Origin of the sequence: Nostoc sp. DedQUE04, from assembly GCF_034530995.1 — a bacterium.
In the GTDB taxonomy this organism is placed as follows: Bacteria; Cyanobacteriota; Cyanobacteriia; order Cyanobacteriales; family Nostocaceae; genus Nostoc.
The window spans coordinates 1-17,782 of the sequence record NZ_JAVRCA010000083.1; the positions used below are offsets into that span (position 1 = coordinate 1).

The 17,782-nt window shown below is 42.5% G+C and carries 14 protein-coding genes and 1 pseudogene; 11 read left to right on the forward strand and 4 right to left on the reverse strand.

Annotated features, from left to right (window positions below; translation table 11 throughout):
- Positions 1 to 90: 90 nt before the first annotated feature.
- The 4 genes and pseudogenes from RM049_RS34765 to RM049_RS34780 all read right to left on the reverse strand — a co-directional run bounded on the left by RM049_RS34765 (position 91) and on the right by RM049_RS34780 (position 3,618).
- Positions 91 to 993, reverse strand: coding sequence for a phytanoyl-CoA dioxygenase family protein (locus RM049_RS34765; RefSeq protein ID WP_322674610.1), 903 nt, complete (start codon positions 991 to 993; stop codon positions 91 to 93).
- Positions 994 to 1,351: 358 nt separating this feature from the next.
- The gene (locus RM049_RS34770) at positions 1,352 to 1,642 is read right to left on the reverse strand and encodes an HNH endonuclease (RefSeq protein WP_322685823.1); all 291 of its coding nucleotides are present in this window, start codon (positions 1,640 to 1,642) and stop codon (positions 1,352 to 1,354) included.
- A gap of 311 nt (positions 1,643 to 1,953) precedes the next feature.
- A pseudogene (locus RM049_RS34775) lies at positions 1,954 to 2,145 on the reverse strand (hypothetical protein); the annotation flags it as partial.
- 576 nt (positions 2,146 to 2,721) lie between these two features.
- The gene (locus tag RM049_RS34780) at positions 2,722 to 3,618 is read right to left on the reverse strand and encodes an SDR family oxidoreductase (RefSeq protein ID WP_322707436.1); all 897 of its coding nucleotides are present in this window, start codon (positions 3,616 to 3,618) and stop codon (positions 2,722 to 2,724) included.
- A 484-nt stretch (positions 3,619 to 4,102) separates the two neighbouring features.
- Between RM049_RS34780 and aroF the strand changes: the two genes are divergently transcribed.
- The 11 genes from aroF (at position 4,103) to aroH (ending at position 17,771) form a co-directional block, all read left to right on the forward strand.
- Positions 4,103 to 5,212, forward strand: a complete 1,110-nt coding sequence (aroF, locus tag RM049_RS34785) for a 3-deoxy-7-phosphoheptulonate synthase (RefSeq protein WP_322707437.1) — start codon at positions 4,103 to 4,105, stop codon at positions 5,210 to 5,212.
- A 58-nt stretch (positions 5,213 to 5,270) separates the two neighbouring features.
- Entirely contained in the window at positions 5,271 to 6,980 is a 1,710-nt protein-coding gene (locus tag RM049_RS34790; RefSeq protein WP_322707438.1) for an aromatic amino acid ammonia-lyase, read from the forward strand.
- A 230-nt stretch (positions 6,981 to 7,210) separates the two neighbouring features.
- On the forward strand, positions 7,211 to 8,632 hold the full coding sequence (locus RM049_RS34795; protein WP_322707439.1) for a cytochrome P450: 1,422 nt from the start codon (positions 7,211 to 7,213) through the stop codon (positions 8,630 to 8,632).
- 181 nt (positions 8,633 to 8,813) lie between these two features.
- The gene (locus RM049_RS34800) at positions 8,814 to 10,337 is read left to right on the forward strand and encodes a long-chain fatty acid--CoA ligase (RefSeq protein ID WP_322707441.1); all 1,524 of its coding nucleotides are present in this window, start codon (positions 8,814 to 8,816) and stop codon (positions 10,335 to 10,337) included.
- Positions 10,338 to 10,469: 132 nt separating this feature from the next.
- The gene (locus RM049_RS34805) at positions 10,470 to 12,323 is read left to right on the forward strand and encodes a ScyA-related TPP-binding enzyme (protein WP_322707442.1); all 1,854 of its coding nucleotides are present in this window, start codon (positions 10,470 to 10,472) and stop codon (positions 12,321 to 12,323) included.
- A gap of 409 nt (positions 12,324 to 12,732) precedes the next feature.
- On the forward strand, positions 12,733 to 13,878 hold the full coding sequence (locus RM049_RS34810; RefSeq protein WP_322707443.1) for a 3-oxoacyl-ACP synthase III family protein: 1,146 nt from the start codon (positions 12,733 to 12,735) through the stop codon (positions 13,876 to 13,878).
- A gap of 94 nt (positions 13,879 to 13,972) precedes the next feature.
- Positions 13,973 to 14,722 (forward strand): Coq4 family protein, encoded by a 750-nt coding sequence (locus tag RM049_RS34815; protein WP_322707444.1) that lies wholly within the window; start codon positions 13,973 to 13,975, stop codon positions 14,720 to 14,722.
- Between the two features lie 129 nt (positions 14,723 to 14,851).
- The gene (locus RM049_RS34820) at positions 14,852 to 15,463 is read left to right on the forward strand and encodes a PEP-CTERM sorting domain-containing protein (protein ID WP_322707445.1); all 612 of its coding nucleotides are present in this window, start codon (positions 14,852 to 14,854) and stop codon (positions 15,461 to 15,463) included.
- A gap of 126 nt (positions 15,464 to 15,589) precedes the next feature.
- Positions 15,590 to 16,243 (forward strand): PEP-CTERM sorting domain-containing protein, encoded by a 654-nt coding sequence (locus RM049_RS34825; RefSeq protein WP_322707446.1) that lies wholly within the window; start codon positions 15,590 to 15,592, stop codon positions 16,241 to 16,243.
- 64 nt (positions 16,244 to 16,307) lie between these two features.
- Complete coding sequence (locus RM049_RS34830) at positions 16,308 to 16,940, forward strand: hypothetical protein (protein ID WP_322685834.1); 633 nt, start codon at positions 16,308 to 16,310, stop codon at positions 16,938 to 16,940.
- Between the two features lie 393 nt (positions 16,941 to 17,333).
- Positions 17,334 to 17,771, forward strand: coding sequence for a chorismate mutase (gene aroH / locus RM049_RS34835; protein ID WP_322707447.1), 438 nt, complete (start codon positions 17,334 to 17,336; stop codon positions 17,769 to 17,771).
- Positions 17,772 to 17,782 lie beyond the last annotated feature (11 nt).

The window sequence follows — 17,782 nt, forward strand, 5'->3', positions numbered from 1 at the left end:
GTCCCCAGTCCCTAGTCCCTACGATTAATTCAGAAATCAAATCAGATTGCTATATGCTAACAATGTGTTTTAACCTGAACTGGGGTGATGTTAAGACTCCCCCATGATGAGTCCCTCAATCGTATGCGCTTGTACGATAGGTTCTAGTTCATCGACGATTCGGCAGGCGAAGTGCTTTCGCTGTTCTGCGGGTATAGTTTTGTAATAAGCACGAGTGAACTGGAGATCGTGCCGCTTTGCGTTTTGGGCATCTGGAGCATCCACACCAAGCACTAGCGTCGGGCGGGATTTTTGGGATTGGTTGGCAGTACCCCGATGAATGGTCAGCGCTGACCGGACAGATATATCTCCACGCTTTGGGAGCTTCCTGACAGCACGCTCCTGGTATCGGTCGTAGAGAGATTTTGGCGGAAACATTTCGTGTTTGAAGCCGATTGGCCGATCCCACTGGGTACCGAGTGCTATCTCGAACGGCCCCATGTCCTCTTCGACATCCACGGTGGTTAAGTTGAAGGCAAGCGAGTTGAGCCTGCGTCCTGTCAGAGTGGCTTCGGGTGCGGGAAAGTCGCGGTGCCAGGGCTGATTCATGGAGCCAGTCAGAGGCACGTCAAACCCAATCTCTACGATTTTGTAGTCCTCTCCAAGGACTGCGGTTGACACTGCCACTACCCAAGGATGTGTGACCAGATCGAGAAATCCCCCGATCCTCTCCGGGTGAATCTCTACGTAGTATCGGTTGGGCCCGCGCCCCACTGCTCCTCCCGGACGCGCAAGCGCTTCAGAGAAGAGAACTTCAATATCCTCACCAAGGCGATCTGCCCAGGTCGGCTCGAATGCGCCTTTCAACCCAACGATCCCATCGCCGTAGAGTCCGCCCATGACGGCGGCAGTATCATACTGCTCAAAGAGCGCGGTTGGGGGAATCTCTTCTGTTTTTTGGGCTTGGACGGTATTCGTGTAATCAAAAATAACTTCGCGTGCGGCGGTATTCATCCTAATCCCCTTCTGAAAGAATTTTGAAAAAAGGACATAACAGGGGTCATTTTGGGCGAGATGATAGCAATATAGTTCTGCTGCCTAACTACAATAACCCCAAGAACTAATAATAAATTGGGGTAGAAGGTGCGTAATTGGGCTATAAAATCTAAATAAAAGGATTTTGGACGATAATATCCAAAAAATGCTCTAGTTTTTAACCGAAAAATTGTAAATAAAGTTAATAAATACTTTTGCTGTTGTCGTCATACATACGCAATATTTATACTTTAGTGTCATTTTTAAGGTTTCTGTTTCTTTTCTATAGCTTCAGTGCATGGTGATGTAACACAGAACACACTATCGACCTTACTTTTTAGCGATGGACTGAAACTCGCTTACCTGGGTCTTGTTTTTTTACCCAAACCAAGAATTTTTGCATTTGCGGCTCATTTTTGAGCTTGTCTAGTGTGTTGAGTTCAAGGGCCAGCAGCTTATTATCGAATAAAACATGAATCTGTCGATGGCAGGCAGAACAGATATTTGCTGTTGGGCCTGGGTCTTGTTTTTTGCGTTTGGTATTTTGTCGTGGAATTAAGTGATGGACAGTTAAATATTCCATCTCTCTTTGACACAGTTGGCATTGCTTGTGTTGATTATTTGGCACCTGATGAATGATAAAACTCTATCTAATATCATAGCGATTACTAAACTAGGGCTAATCGGCTCAACATAAAACTGCCCTGGAGTTATCCAGAGCAGTTTTTGATAGAAGTAAATTATATGGGAGACAATTAATCTTGTCCCCGGTTTATCCATAATAGATACCGTTATATAATACTATTCACCTCAAGTTTCGTGCTTTATGCAAAAAACGAATAATCTTCAAGTTGGCATTACAAAGATTAGAAGTCAGCATCAGCCAGCGTATCACAGATGGCATCCGCTTCTCTACTGTCTACCTCTGATTTTCGTCAACTGGGCTAGGACTTGCAGATAGGGAGCGATCGCACTTGGTGTCGGCTCACTCCCCAAAATTAACACCGCAGCTTGCAGGGCTTTGGTATTGTTCATTGCACTGGCCAGATTACCCAAAGCGATACCCATCAACCTGAGACACTCAGTAACATTTTCTTTGGGTGGTTCATGTGCAAGCGATCGCAAATCAATCGCATCTGGAGATTTCTGAACATTTTTGAGCTTGGGATGACCAGCTAGCACTGCTCAACTTAAGGTAGCGCGTCAAGACTGTCCAAAATGCAGCGTCAGCATTCGATAGAATCCCTAAAACAAGTTTCCAAGCCACAAAACCAGCACCTAATGACTTAAAGGCATAAATGATTAAATGATTTAAGCAATTCCGGCAAACACAAAAATTCAGTCAAATCCTAGCGCTGAAGTAACGGACACAAAGAAGGGAAATGCGATGCCTGCGGCGGGCTGCGCCAACGCAATCATGCCTAGTACAATAAACCTCTTGCATAAGTCGAATAAACCCCCTTTATCCCCCCGATATATTGGCGGTAAACTTGAAATCTTGCCCCCTCCCCTTCACAAGGGGAGGGTTGGGGAGGGGTGATTCAAGGATTTTTGCAAGAGGTCTAATCATGACGATTGCGATGGCATACCCGCCATAAGCCGATGGCGATCGCAGTTAACCAACCAGAATTAATTTGAAGGTTTTCCCTATTTTCAAGATCGGTGACTCTTATAAAAGTTCTCCTAGAGTCGTTTCAACATTTTGAACTAGGCAATTCCGATGCCGCCTGTTACACCATAAACTTCTCCGGTGATGTAGCTGCCTTCTTGGGAAGCAAGCAACACATACACAGGAGCAATTTCCACAGGTTGCCCAGGTCTTCCGAGCGGAACTTCAGAACCAAATTTCTCGATCTTCTCCTGGGTCTGACCACCACTCGGCTGTAGCGGAGTCCAGAATGGACCGGGTGCGACTGCATTAACGCGCACTCCTTTCTCGATCATCTGTTTGGCGAGAGATTTGCTGAAATTCTCAATGCCGGCTTTGGTCATCGCATAGTCAAGCAGACTCGCTGAAGGTTGATATGCCTGAATCGAAGTGGTGTTAATAATTGATGCTCCGGGTAAAAGATGTGGAACGGCAGCTTTGGTAATCCAAAATAGCGCGTAGAGGTTTGTCTTCATCACTTTATCGAAATGCTCAGTCGTGATATCGCTAATTGATGGGTAAGATGTCTGTGCGCCAGCATTGTTCACCAGAATATCTAAACCGTTCAAAGATTGCACTGCATCTGTCACCAGCTTTTGGCAAAAATGCTCGTCGGTGATGTCACCCGGAAGCGCAACTGCTTTGCGCCCTGATTGTTCAATCAATTGGATGACTTCTTGAGCATCAGCCTCTTCGCTCTTAAGATAGCCGATCGCGACATCAGCACCTTCTCGCGCAAATGCGATCGCAACAGCACGCCCGATACCAGAATCGGCTCCGGTGACTAATGCCTTCCGACCTGCAAGTTTTCCACATCCAATGTAGCTCTGCTCACCGTGATCCGGTTGGGGCTGCATCTTTTGAGCAAGTCCTGGTACGGGCTGTGGTTGTTGAGGAAAGGGCGGAGCGGGATATTGCTGCCGGGGGTCTTGCATCTCTAATCGATCGGATTTCATCACTTAGTTGTTTTGATAGTTTTTGCAATTCAAGACTCAAGTATCAAGCATTAAGGAGAACGATTCCTCACCCTTTGAGCAGAATAATTTTCCAGAGTATGTAAGACTTAGGCGCGGGCTTGCTCGATGCGCTTGTATTGGGCTAGAGGTAAGATCAACTGCTGGAAATCCCTTTCCTCCAACGAGTGAATCTGACCAATCATATCGGTTAGTTGACTCTACAAAGCACAAAAAGTCTTATTTTTCGGGTAAAAATTGCAGAAAAGCTGTCAATGCACTTTTGTGCATGTTCCAGGTGGAAAAACTGCACCTAAAGCAGCAGAAAAGGTTGCTGTGCTACATGAAGTTCTCAGATATTGTGTAAGTCATTGGCAACAGTAAAACTACTGAACGCCATTATTTCCTGGTTTTTAAGCTAAGTAATTACACAATTTCAGATTTGTACAAGTTAATTGCATACATATTTTAGAAGGATGTTGAAACGATGATTATTGTCATGAAATCCGGTTCTCCTCGACAAGAAATTGACTCATTGCTCACAGAACTTTCACGCTGGAATGTTGTCCCAGAAATCTCTGTAGGTAAACACAAAGTAGCTATTGGTTTAATTGGTGATACGGCAGAAATCGACGTGCGCCAAGTACAAAATTTAAGCCCTTTTATTGAGCAAGTGCTACGGATAAAGAAGCCATTCAAACGCACTAGTTTAGAGTTTCGTCATGGTGAACCCAGTGAAGTAAAGGTGTTTACACCCTCTGAAACCATAACCTTTGGTCAAAACCATCCTCTAGTTGTAATTGCAGGCCCCTGTTCTGTAGAAAGCGAAGAAATGATTGTAGAAACTGCACTGCAAGTCAAAGCCGCAGGTGCAAAGTTTCTCAGAGGAGGTGCTTACAAACCCAGAACTTCACCTTATGCTTTCCAGGGACATGGAGAAAGTGCCTTGGACTGGTTAGCAACAGCTAAATCGGTTTCTGGCTTGGGTATTATTACCGAGGTAATGGATGCGGCTGAGTTGGAAATAATTTCATCAGTTGCAGATATTTTGCAAATTGGCGCACGCAATATGCAAAACTTTTCTCTTTTGAAAAAAGTCGGTGCAACCAATAAACCTGTGTTCCTCAAACGTGGTTTGTCAGCCACTATTGAAGATTGGCTGATGTCAGCAGAGTATATTTTGGCAGCAGGAAATCCCAATGTGATTTTGTGCGAACGAGGCATTAGAACTTTTGATCGGGAATATACACGCAACACGTTAGATATATCTGCAATTCCGGTTTTGCGTAATTTAACTCACCTTCCAATTGCGATCGATCCTAGCCACGCTACTGGTAAATCGGAATTGGTGACATCAATGGCGCTGGCTGCGATCGCGGCTGGTTGTGATTCGCTAATGGTTGAGGTTCACCCTAACCCTCAAAAAGCCCTTTCAGATGGGCCTCAGTCGCTCAATTTCCCTAACTTTGAGCAATTTATGAAAGAAATCACTCCTCTGGGCAAATTCTTTGGTCGCTGGCAAGAACCAAGATATACAAACAGTAAAGTCACTCAATCGCAGACATCCTTAGCAAATTGGAAGATTGGGGTTCTTTAAGAATTGTTAGCTTGTCAGCCAAGATTGAAAACTTTAGTCACAACAAACTCTAGAAAACATGAATACAGTTAGCTTAAGTACAAACACTGGCCAGAAAACAGCTTTTTCTTTTGTCCCTAGTTCTGATGATGCTGTAGTCGTAGGCGATCGCAATCTCACTGTTGAAGAAGTAATTAGTGTAGCGCGTTATGGCAAACAGGTACGTTTAATTGACGATCCAGAAAAACTGGGTAATATTCAAGCATCCTGCGATTATATTCGTAATGCCGTTGAATCTGGTGAACCTATTTATGGGGTGACAACTGGTTTTGGTGGTATGGCAAACGTGGTAATTTCTCCTGAATCTGCGACTTTACTACAAAATAATTTGATGTGGTATCACAAAGTAGGTGCAGGTAAAAAAATACCTCTAGTTGATGTTCGGGCTGCCATGCTGCTACGTGTGAATTCTCACATTAGTGGTGCATCGGGGATTCGTTTAGAAATCCTCAAGCGGATGTTGATATTTCTGAATGCTGGTGTTACACCTCATGTCTGCGAATTTGGTTCCATTGGTGCTAGTGGTGATTTAACACCCTTAGCATATATTACCGGAGCATTGATTGGTTTAAATTCCAGTTACACCGTTGACTTTAACGGTGAAGAAATAAATGCCCTAACAGCACTCAAAAAGCTGAATTTAGAGCCATTGCACCTACTTCCTAAAGAAGGGTTAGCAATGATGAATGGTACTTCAGTCATGACAGGTATCGCCGCTAATTGCGTCTACGACACCAAAAATCTTTTAGGATTGTCAATGGCTGCCCACGCCTTAGCTATTCAAGGTTTAAATGGGACTAATCAATCATTTCACCCATTTATCCATAAACTCAAACCACATTCAGGACAAAAATGGGCTGCTAGCCAAATGCTCAACCTGTTAGAAGGTTCGCAGTTAGTTAGAGACGAGTTAAATGGCGCTCACAACTATCGTGGCGAACATCCGATTCAAGATCGTTATTCACTGCGTTGTTTGCCTCAATATATGGGGCCAATTGTCGATGGTTTTGACCAAATTAAAAAACAAATTGAGGTAGAAATTAACTCTGTGACTGACAACCCACTTATCGATGTAGAAAACCAAGCAAGTTATCATGGCGGTAATTTCTTAGGGCAGTACATTGGTGTAGGCATGGATCAATTGCGTTATTACATCGGGTTGTTAGCTAAACACTTGGATGTCCAAATAGCGTACTTGGTTGCACCAGAATTTAACAATGGGCTATCTCCATCTTTAGTTGGTAACACAGATCGAGTTGTAAACATGGGATTGAAGGGATTGCAAATTACTGGCAACTCGATTATGCCTCTGTTAACCTTCTATGGAAATTCTATAGCCGATCGTTTTCCCACTCACGCAGAACAATATAACCAAAATATCAACAGCCAAGGTTTTGCTTCCGCAAATTTAGCACGTCAGTCAGTAGAAATCTTTCAACAATATATAGCGATCGCTTTGATGTTTGGTGTGCAATCGGTTGATTTACGCACGTACAAAGATTTGGAACATTATGATGCTCGTGCTACACTCTCGCCTGCAACTAGAGATTTATATCTCGCAATCCGCAATTTAGTTGGACAGCCACCTTCTGCTGAACGACCTTATATTTGGGACGATAATGAACAAGCCTTAGACGAACACATTGCCAAAATTGCAACTGATATTGCTAATGGCGGACAGATTGTGCAAACAGTTAACAATCTTTTGTTGACTTTAGATGATGTTTAAAAAGTTCTCTAAGCGGTAGATAAAGTGTTCTAGATCCTCTTAAATTTCCCTGAGATATTGGGGGGCTTTAAATCCGGTCTTCCTCTTCTTAAGAAATTAAAGAGGATCGAATAAACACTTTTTAAACAATATTTAATACTTTTACAAAACAAGGTAATACCAATCCGCAATTCGCATCAATCTATTACGAATAGTCATAATTTTTTCTATTAAATTGGGGAGCAAATACAATGGTTCAACAAAATATATATCAAAGTGTACGGAAAAATCCTCCTGGGCCACGCGGTTTTCCAATTATTGGCTGCTTTCCACAAATGTCAACAAATCCATTGCAATTTCTTACTAGTGCAGCGCGTGAGTATGGTGGCGTTGTCCATCTAGGGGCAATTGGCCCGCAACAACTTTACTTAATTGCCGATCCAGATTGTATTAAGTATGTGCTGCAAGAAAATCCTCAGAACTATACAAAAGGTGAAAATTTCAAGGATATAAAACTGGTAATTGGTGAAGGCTTAGTAATTAGCGAGGGTGATTCATGGCGTTCTCAGCGTCGCCTAATGCAACCATCTTTTCACCGTCAGCAAATTGCCGCGATGGTCGATGATATGACCCAGCTTACTAACCAGATGTTAGAACGCTGGCAAAAAAAAGCAGCCGGTACAACTCTTGATGTCTCTGAGGAAATGCTCGCTTTGACGCAGAAAATTCTTCTGAAGACGACTTTGAGTATCGAAGCTGATAGCGATACCACTGAACTAATTCAGGCTTGGAATATTATCTACAAGTTCCTAAGCGATCGCTTATGGGCTGTCATCAAGCCGCCTATTAGCTTCCCCACACCAAAAAACCGCCAGTTTACCCAAGCAATCAACACCCTCCGCACAGTTGCCAACAACATTATTCAGCAACGCAAACAAGGCAATCATACTACTCATGACATACTTTCAATGTTCATGAGTACTCAGGATGAATCTGGTAAGGGATTGAGCGATCGGCAATTACACGATCAGATAGTTGGACTTTTCTCGGCTGGATTTGAAACCTCAGCTGTAACACTTGGCTGGATTTGGTATTTGCTTTCTAAATATCCCACCGTAGAACGCCAATTACAGGCAGAACTGACTACGGTATTGGCTGGAAGAACCCCAACTTTGGAGGATTTGCCGCAGCTTAAATATACCAAAATGGTTGTCCAAGAAGCCATGCGACTTTATCCGGGTGCTTGGGTTTATGCCCGCAACAACTTAGCTGACGATTCCATTGGCGGCTATGATATCCCAGCTAATTCCATGCTTTTGATTAGCCCCTTTGTTACACACCGCCTTCCTGAGTTTTGGGATAATCCTGAAGGCTTTGATCCTGAGCGATTCACACCAGAACGGTCTGCCGATCGCCCGCGTTATGCGTACTTTCCTTTCGGCGGTGGCCAACGTCAGTGCTTAGGTGATATGTTTGCGTTAACAGAAATTCAGTTAATTATAGCAATGGTATGTCAACGTTTCCGCCTCAATCTCCTGCCAGAACACCCAGTTGAATGCCAGCCATTGCTAACTCTGCAAACTCAAAAAGGCATCATGATGACTTTGGAGCCACGGACTAAAGTTGATAACCTCAGTCAGTTAAATACTCAAAAGACATTGTTAGCTCATTAATACCATTAAGACTTACGCAAAACTACATACGGTAATTGTACTAAGAATAAAATAAGGGTTTCGGCTATTGTTTGCGTAATTTTTGACCCTTTCAAATGCTTGAATCTGTCGCTGTTTGAGAATTGTATAAATAACTGTCAAATTAGGCAAAGTTCATAAAATTTAGTGAGTAGTTTTAGCCATGAATATTGCCAATCATATCGAGCGTGGCGATCGATTATATCCTGAAAAGATTGCTCTGATCTTTGAAGATCAATTATTTACCTATAAACAGCTTAATCAGCTAGTTAATCGTGTTGCTAATGGGTTACATGGATTAGGAATTGAAAAAGGCGATCGCGTCATTTTGTTTTTGCCCAATATTCCAGAATTTATTATTTGTTATCTTGGCATTCTCAAAATTGGTGCGGTTGTCGTCTCAGTCAACGTCATGCTCAAAAGCAATGAAGTTAGCTACATTTTTAATGATTGTGCTGCTAAGGCAATAATTACCACAGAATCACTCGTTGAAAATGTACCAGAGGTAGATTTACCCGAACTAGAACATATTTTGATTGCAGAAGGTAGCGCCACAAAGGGAGTTTCTTTAGCGAAAGTAATGGAAAGCGCTTCTCCCAATACTTATGCTATTGAAATAGATCGTTATGCTCCTGCTAGCATCGTCTACACATCAGGAACAACAGGTTTTCCTAAAGGAGCAACTCTTTCCCACGGTAATATAATTTCTAATATGTATTCCCAAAATCGTTGTTGTGGAATGCAACCAGACGATCGATTACTACTTTACTTACCCTTATTTCATTGTTTTGGTCAAAATGCTATTCTAAACGCCGCATTAAATGTCTGTGCTACAATTATTCTACAACGACGATTTGACCTTGAACAAGTACTTAATGCCATCGCAACTCATCAAGTAACAATGTTCTTTGGTGTACCAACGGTATTCATTAATCTGTTAAATAGTGATTTATCTAGTTATAACCTCAATAGCGTGCGTTATTACTTTTCAGCAGCTGCACCGATGCCAATTGAAGTTGCACAAACTTGGCGAGATAAGTATGGAAAAGTCATCAATGAAGGATATGGTTTAACTGAAACATCACCATGTGCATCTTATAATCATGATTTGAAATACAAACTCGGTTCCATTGGCGCTCCCATCGAGAATGTAGAAATGAAGGTTATAGACACTAAGGGTAATCAGGTAGAGCTTGGTGAATTGGGTCAAATAGTAATTAAAGGGCCTAATGTCATGCTTGGTTATTGGAATCGTCCATTTGAAACTGCTGAAGTAATTAAAGATGGTTGGTTCCATACTGGTGATATTGGTCGGGTAGATGAAGACGGTTTTTTCTACATCGTTGACCGTTTGAAAGACATGATTAATATGTCTGGATTTAAGGTATATCCAACTGAAGTAGAAAATGTAATTTATCAACACTCGTCTGTTGCTGAAGTAGCTGTATATGGTGTAAATGATGATTATAAAGGTGAGATAGTTCACGCAAATATTATTTTGAAAGATGGTCACGTTATTAGCGAAGAACAAATCATCAAATTTTGCTCTGAAAGAATGGCAAAATACAAACTTCCCTGTAACATTAATTTTGTAGATTCTCTGCCAAAAAACCCAACTGGTAAAGTTCTAAAACGAGTTTTGCGCCAGCAATCAGGTTCTAAAAGGCTTTTAAAAAATAAATCGTAGTTTGAGCTAAGTACTCACTTCAAATAAAAGAAAATAGGGGAAACAGGTTTTTGATTTACCCTATATCAAAGAATTTTCCAAAAATACGCAAGTACGTAAAAACTCAACAGAAAGTAACAAAAATTGGCAATCATGAATATTAAATCTATCAACAAAAGCACTAATTCTTCTCAAGCTTTGGGAACGAAAACTAGCCTCTCACCTAATCAAATCTCATTTGATTCAACTGGATCTTCTATTTTCTCGCCTGCATCACTGAATGAAAAATCTCCAGAGTCAGAATTAGCTCAACCTACAGTTGCAGAGGCTTTAATCGAGATCCTGGAAAATTTGGGAGTTGAGTATGGATTCGGTGTTTCAGGAGGCGGTATCGGGCCATTATGGGCAACATTAAACCGTAGTAGCATCGAATTGCTTCACTTTCGCCATGAATCAGGTGCAGCTTTTGCCGCTACCGAGGCTTATTTTGCCAGCGATCGCCCTGTCGTGGTATTCACTACTACAGGCCCTGGGATTACAAACGCTCTGACTGGGCTTTTCGCGGCGCGAGGGGAAGGAGCAAAGGTAATTTTCTTGTCGGCTGCAACCTCAACTGCAAATCGCGGTCGCGGAGCTTGTCAAGAAACTAGCGCCCACACAATGCCCTTCTCAGGAATTTTTACTTCCGGGCCACTATTCAATTACGCAACTATATTAGAGTCTGGGGATCAACTGCCAGAAATTTCTCGCAGACTTGCCCAAGGTTTAGCCCAACCAGGCAGCTTTGTAGCCCATATTAGCGTTCCTACCCCAATCCAGACGACACCATTAAAAGTCCAGTTACCTCAGCAAGGGTTTTCGCAATTTGTACCAACAGCTAGTGAAGAAGCGATCGCTGAATGTGTAAAACTATTATCTGAAGAATCCTTTGCCATCTGGGTTGGCTTCGGGGCACGACACGCCGCCGAGGAAATCCGCCAGTTGGCACAAAAAACCGGGGCGGCGGTAATGACATCACCTCGTGCCAAAGGGATTTTTCCAGAACATCATCCCCAATTTATCGGTGTCACAGGTTTTAGCGGACATTTATCAGTCCTGACATATATGCAAGAGCAACGACCGCAACGCATATTAGTGTTGGGAACGCGCCTTGGTGAACCTACCTCATTTTGGAGTCCGGCGATGATTCCCAGTAATGGATTCATTCATGTTGATATCGATCCGCAAGTTCCAGGAGTAGCTTATCCATCAGTAGAGACTGTTGCTGTCCACTCAGAAATCAAAGCATTCCTCACAGCGATATTAAAACACCTGCCGGAACGTCTTAATTGGTTTCCTAATTCCTCACTACCCCGTCCTGAAATTTACACCAATGCTCCCCGCAACAATGGCTTAGTGCGCCCCGAAGTTCTGATGGATGCAATTCAAGGGCTGATTATTGAGGGTAGCGATGCCTCAATCTTAGCTGAAGCGGGTAACTCCTTTGCTTGGGCAACTCACTTGTTGCGATTTAAGCAACCAGGTCGTTACCGGATTAGTACTGGTTTTGGCTCTATGGGTCATGCTACCACCGGGGTAGTTGGCACAGCATTAGGGCGAAAAGGTAAAGCCGTTGCTATTGTTGGCGACGGAGCAATGCTGATGAACAACGAAGTCAGCACGGCAGTGAGATTTGAGATTCCATCTGTCTGGATTATCCTCAACGATGGACGCTACAATATGTGCGCCCAAGGAATGGCATTGCAGGGGTTAAGTGGCGAGGTTCCCATAGATACAGAGATACCGAGTACTGATTTTGCTGCGATCGCTAGAGCTATGGGAGCTGACGGTATCTGTGTTAATACTGAATCAGATTTGGAAGTGGTGCTACAAAAAGCACTTTTATCTACTGTTCCATTCATTGTTGATGTGAAAATTGACCCAACGCGACCCGCACCTATTGGAGGCCGCATTCAAAGTTTGATTAAGCAAGGAGCCATAGAAGCTAAAACGGTTATTGGTCATTAGTCATTAGTCATTAGTCGAATGGCACGCTTGTTAACGCCAAACCCATTACCTATAAGGCTTTTGGGTGTGGGGTGTGGCTGAGTGGGTGTAGTGAAGAAGGAAAATATTTATGTTCATACTCGATATTTTGTTTTCTTAATTTTCCCCTACACCCTACACCCTACCCCCAACACCCTGCCTACACGAGCTTTCAGCTTTACAAGCGTGCCATTCGGTCATTAGTCATTAGTACCAATGATTAATAACTATATAGCGTTTCCAAATCATACAAGGTATATCATAGCCCCCTCATCGCTTGCGGGGAGGGGGTTGGGGGTGGGGTTCTTTTACCTCACTCAACTGAGAATCGTATCAGTATTTTCCACTTTCATCGTGTAACACCAAAAACAAAATCAAAAGGATATTTGTCATGACAATATTAGAACCAGTAGGTATTCGTGCAGTTTCAGTTAACTTTCCTAGCATCATCCGCACAAACAATTACTACAGAGAGAATTTCCCAAAGATGGTTGCTGAGGCTGAACAAAAAACTCTAGCGAAATTGTTTGTACCCGACCAAGCCACAGTCACCAGTGATGACGATATCTGGTCACAAGAGGTAACACCATATATGTCAGACCCTTTCCGTGGTACTGTCGAACGAAGGGTCTTAGCTCCCGATGAGACTTCGCTCTCACTAGAGTATCGCGCCGCTCTCGATGCCCTCGAAGCCGCAAAGCTATCTCCTGAAGACATCGATCTCATGCTCGTTACTTCACTATTTCCAGAGCAAATCACACCTGGTAATGCTGCTTTTCTGGCTGGAAAATTGGGACTACAAGGTGCGGCGTGGAATATAGAATCAACTTGCACTTCAGTATTAGTTTCGCTTCAAACGGCCTGTTCTTTAGTGCAAACGGGACAGTATCAGAATGTGTTAGTGGTCGTCTCAACTACATATTCGCGCTATACTGACGAAAATGATACTTTAGCATTTTTATCAGGCGATGGTGCTGGAGCCTTTGTTGTTGGTAAACTGAAAGCAAACCAAGGTATTCTCGGTACGAAAATTGCCAATACTGCTGCTACCTGCGGTGCTTTCTATAATGAATTCACCACCGATGAACATGGCAACGTCAAAATGTTTATCCGAGGTGGCAAGGGTGCAAGCAAGATGTTTAACGAGACAACAGTGAAGTTTATTCGTCTATGTTGCCACGGTGCGATCGCTGATGCTGGACTCACCTTAGATCAAATCAACTTTTTTGTCTTTAATACACCCAGTGCCTGGTATTCACGAGTTTGCACCCGCGCTCTCGGTATTGAACCAGAGCGTACACTCAACATTAATCCCCTATATGCCAATATTGGGCCAACCTTTCCTGTTGCGAATCTCTACCATGCCGCCCATGCAGGTAAAATTCGTGAAAACGATCTAGTTCTCGTCTACACAATGGGTTCGTCATCTAATGCTGGTGGCTGTGTAATGCGCTGGGGCGATGTCGCGCTAGGCCCTGCTCCTGCTCCATCAGTCAGCTTTTCTCAACAAGAGGATAGAATTTTGATTCGTCAATAGGATTCTTGACTTTTATAGAGACGTGATTAATTGCGTCTCTACACTGCATACATCTAAACAGCAAAATACATTCATTTTTGAAAGGAGTTTTTTGATGGAGATTACAGAGTCAATGGCACAAGTACTGACCAATTCTAACTCTGTGCTGAACGATCCAGCTTTTGTCCAGGCTTTTTTATCAGTAGCAGCATTTCCTCAAGATCCTGAGCTTGCATGGTATTTCAAGTTAGAAGAAACAATCAGGCATCTGGATGACATGCAAGCTTCTGACCATGTTGAACAGTTGCAGCTTTATCCTGGGATGGCAGAAATGATTTCGCAACGCTATTTGGGGCCTCAGTATAAATTAGAAGACCTCAATCAAGACTGCGCTCCAGGAACTCTAGGTTATGTCTACTATCATCACATGACTGAAAATGGTATTCCTGCTTATGACTATAGCGCTTATGATTCACCTGATGATTTAAACTATATCAAAATACGCAAAATGCAGACTCACGATATCTGGCACGTCATAACTGGCTATAACACAGAAATTTTGGGAGAATTAGCACTCCAGGGTTTTTGTCATGGTCAAGGCCCAACAGTCTATCAAACCTTGTTGATGACAGCTTTGGTTCTGCACTTTGCAACCATTAACACCAAGAATCTAGGCTTGGCTCTAGAGGCGCTATTTGAAGGCTGGCAACGGGGTAGTGCTGCTCATCCCCTTTGGGCTGTGCGCTGGGAAGAAATGTGGCACAGACCTTTAGAAAGTATTCAGGCAGAGTATAATATACTCCCAGGTCAAGTTTTACAACGCGATCGCCTGCCAAATAATAAAATTTTCAGCCTGAAAGTATAACCATAGCAATCTTAAATGATATGCGAGAAAATACTGAGGCAAAAATACTTAATTATACAAGCATTACAGCTTTTATTTATTCTCCCGTATCATTTAAGACTGCTATATATTGATTGGGACATAACTAAAATGGCTTTGTTGAATAAATTCTCAATTGCTTCTGCTGTCAGCATTGTAGCATTTTTAGCTTTAGGAACGCTTGGTACAAATCCAGCCCAAGCTGCCTTGTTGAAATTTAGTTTCGAGGGTGAGGAAGTAAACGGTTACTTTACTTACGATGACAGTGCTATAGGAAGCAGTCCCTTTACACCCAATGCTACAGCATATCCTGATGGAGGATATGATTATAAATTTGACTTTGGGGAGAAGGGGGTTTTTGAAGGAAGTGTTGGTAATCCGATTATTTTTTTAGCTCGTGCTGAAGATGGTATTCCATATCCTGACACTGATGATTTTATTTGGGAAGTACGTGCTTTTCAACGACAACCAGCGTCTGAGTTTGCTTTGGTGAGCTATTTTCATTACCCAGAAGATACATTTGGTGGATCTACCGCTATACGGACAACAGTCCCAAATACTGCAATTCTTGATGTTTATCCAAATGTAGACCCTTCTTCTTCAAGAGGCAACCTGTTGTATACAGGAACTGTCCGAACTCGGATTGAGAAGGTTCCTGAGCCTACATTCTTGCCTGCATTGTTAGGAGTAGGCGCTTGGTTTTTGTTCCGTCGTCAGCACTGACATATTATTACTGAAGAGAATTAATTATAGTAAACCAACTTAGTATATTTAAGTCTTTTTTAGTACTTTATTAAAGTTAGTTTCAGAAACTAATTGGGCAATCAATGTTTTTTAGAGGTAATAAAAATGGCTTTATTGAATAAATTATCGCTTTTGGCTATTTCAAGTGCAGCAGCGTTACTTGCGTCAGTAACATTAAACATAAATACTGCTGAAGCTGCCCTGTTTAAATTTACTTTCGAGGGCGAGGGAGCAAATGGTTACTTTATCTATAATGATTCAGCTAAGAAGCTAGAACCTCTCGGAGAGAACTTTCCTCTTGCTGAGTATGATGGCTCAGTGGAACAATATTCCATTAATGCAGGGGGTGTTGTGGCCGAGGGAACAAAAGGATCGCAGCAAGATATACATGATGAGGCCAGAAATATTGTTTATCTTAGCCGTGCTGGTAATTTAGGCTACGATGGTGGCGTTGATGACTTTATTCTTTACGTTCCTCCGGCTGCCAGTGGGCGGCAATACGGTTTGTCAATTCGCTTTAGTTACCCAGAGGGAACCTTTTCAGATTCTGTTGCCATCCGAACGAGCGTATCTGACACCGCTAGACTCAGAGTTTACCCATACTGGGATTTCCCTAATACGACGGGAGACTACACATTTCAAGGAACTGTTAAAACAAAAATCGAACAGATTCCTGAACCTGCATCAGTGTCTGCATTACTGGGAGTGAGTGCTTGGTTTATTTTCCGTCGTCAGCGCCGACAACTATTATCTGCATAAGATTAGTTCACCGAGCTATTAAAAAATTTAATTTGGCAATCAATCTTTTTTAAAGGTAAGAGAAATGGCTCTATTTGATAAATTCTCACTTCCTGTTATTTCAAGTGCAGCAGCATTCCTCGTATCGATAATATTAAATATAGACACTGCTCAAGCAGCTTTGTATCGATTCAGCTTTGAAGGTGAGGGAGTGAACGGTTACTTTACTTACGATGACACTGCCATAGGAACTCCAGATTCACCGAAGTCTACCCTATATTTTGAAGGGGGATATGATTATAAATTTGATTTGGGGGAGAAGGGAGTTTTTCAAGGAACCGTTGGCAATCCGATTGTTTTTTTACCCCGTCAAGAAGATGGTCTTACATCACCTGATACCGACGATTTTATTTGGGAAGTACGCGCTTCTCAACGGCAGCCAGCGTCTGAGTTTGCTTTGCTGAACTATTTTCATTATCCAAAGGGTACATTTGGGGAATCTACCGCCATCCGAACAACAGTTCCAAGTACTGCAATTCTTGATGTCTATCCAAATGCGGACTTTCCTAATTCAATAGGCAATCTACTGTATACAGGAACTGTCCAAACCCGAATTGAAAGGGTTTTTGAACCTGGATTGTTGCCTGCATTGTTAGGGGTAGGCGCTTACTTTATCTTCTGTCGTCGTCAGCGCCAAGGAAAACTAATTGATATCTAAGACTGACGCTGGTTTAGTTAACTTTTAGCCCAATCTAGATTGCTCCTCTTTCATCACCTTTGGTTAAACTTTCTATTGTTAAACAATCGTTATATCTAAAGAATGAAAGAGGGTTACAAATAGGTTTATTGTTTTTTAACTCTTTAATCTCAATAATCTCTCTAGAATTTTCTCAGAATATATCATCTATACCTGATATATATCGCATCAAAACTATAATAGGCGATCGCACTCTTCAAAGCAGCACATAGCTACTGGTATTAAGAAATAGCAAACATCAATAAACATCAGACTAAAAATCCGAAAAAAAGCTCCAATTATTTTGGGTTGAAAGAGTAGCTAACTAAAACTTTGTGTTGAGACAAAAATTAAGTCTTTAAGGGTTAAATCAACATGGATAAGTTCACATTGCTTACACATACATACCAACAAAATCACATATCAGCGTCACTTGGAGAATGGCGGGTGCGAGGACTCCGGGGTGCAACTACAGTTAGCCAAAACTCAGCACAAGCGATCGCTGAGGCTGTAGATGAGTTATTGAATGCTTTAGAAGCAAACAATCCTTTAGATCCTGCTGAAATCGTTAGTGTCACCTTTTCAGCAACTCCTGATTTAGATGCAATGTTTCCAGCTGCGGTGGCACGTCAACGTCCTAACTGGGATCGAGTTCCTCTATTGGATGTCCAGCAAATGCAGGTAAACGGTAGCCTGAAATGCTGTATTCGGGTGCTAATTCACTTTAATACCCCGATGCCTCAAAATGCATTACGCCCGATCTATTTGCGTCGTGCTGCACAGTTACGCCCAGATATAGCGAGATGCAGTTAGGCGTAGCCCAT

Coding starts and splice junctions, on each gene's coding strand:
- RM049_RS34795 (WP_322707439.1), top strand. CDS start 7,211: ATGGTTCAACAAAATATATATCAAAGTGTACGGAAAAATCCTCCTGGG.
- RM049_RS34825 (WP_322707446.1), top strand. CDS start 15,590: ATGGCTTTATTGAATAAATTATCGCTTTTGGCTATTTCAAGTGCAGCA.
- RM049_RS34820 (WP_322707445.1), top strand. CDS start 14,852: ATGGCTTTGTTGAATAAATTCTCAATTGCTTCTGCTGTCAGCATTGTA.
- RM049_RS34765 (WP_322674610.1), bottom strand. CDS start 993: ATGAATACCGCCGCACGCGAAGTTATTTTTGATTACACGAATACCGTC.
- RM049_RS34800 (WP_322707441.1), top strand. CDS start 8,814: ATGAATATTGCCAATCATATCGAGCGTGGCGATCGATTATATCCTGAA.
- RM049_RS34810 (WP_322707443.1), top strand. CDS start 12,733: ATGACAATATTAGAACCAGTAGGTATTCGTGCAGTTTCAGTTAACTTT.
- RM049_RS34805 (WP_322707442.1), top strand. CDS start 10,470: ATGAATATTAAATCTATCAACAAAAGCACTAATTCTTCTCAAGCTTTG.
- aroH (WP_322707447.1), top strand. CDS start 17,334: ATGGATAAGTTCACATTGCTTACACATACATACCAACAAAATCACATA.
- RM049_RS34790 (WP_322707438.1), top strand. CDS start 5,271: ATGAATACAGTTAGCTTAAGTACAAACACTGGCCAGAAAACAGCTTTT.
- aroF (WP_322707437.1), top strand. CDS start 4,103: ATGATTATTGTCATGAAATCCGGTTCTCCTCGACAAGAAATTGACTCA.
- RM049_RS34780 (WP_322707436.1), bottom strand. CDS start 3,618: ATGAAATCCGATCGATTAGAGATGCAAGACCCCCGGCAGCAATATCCC.
- RM049_RS34815 (WP_322707444.1), top strand. CDS start 13,973: ATGGAGATTACAGAGTCAATGGCACAAGTACTGACCAATTCTAACTCT.
- RM049_RS34830 (WP_322685834.1), top strand. CDS start 16,308: ATGGCTCTATTTGATAAATTCTCACTTCCTGTTATTTCAAGTGCAGCA.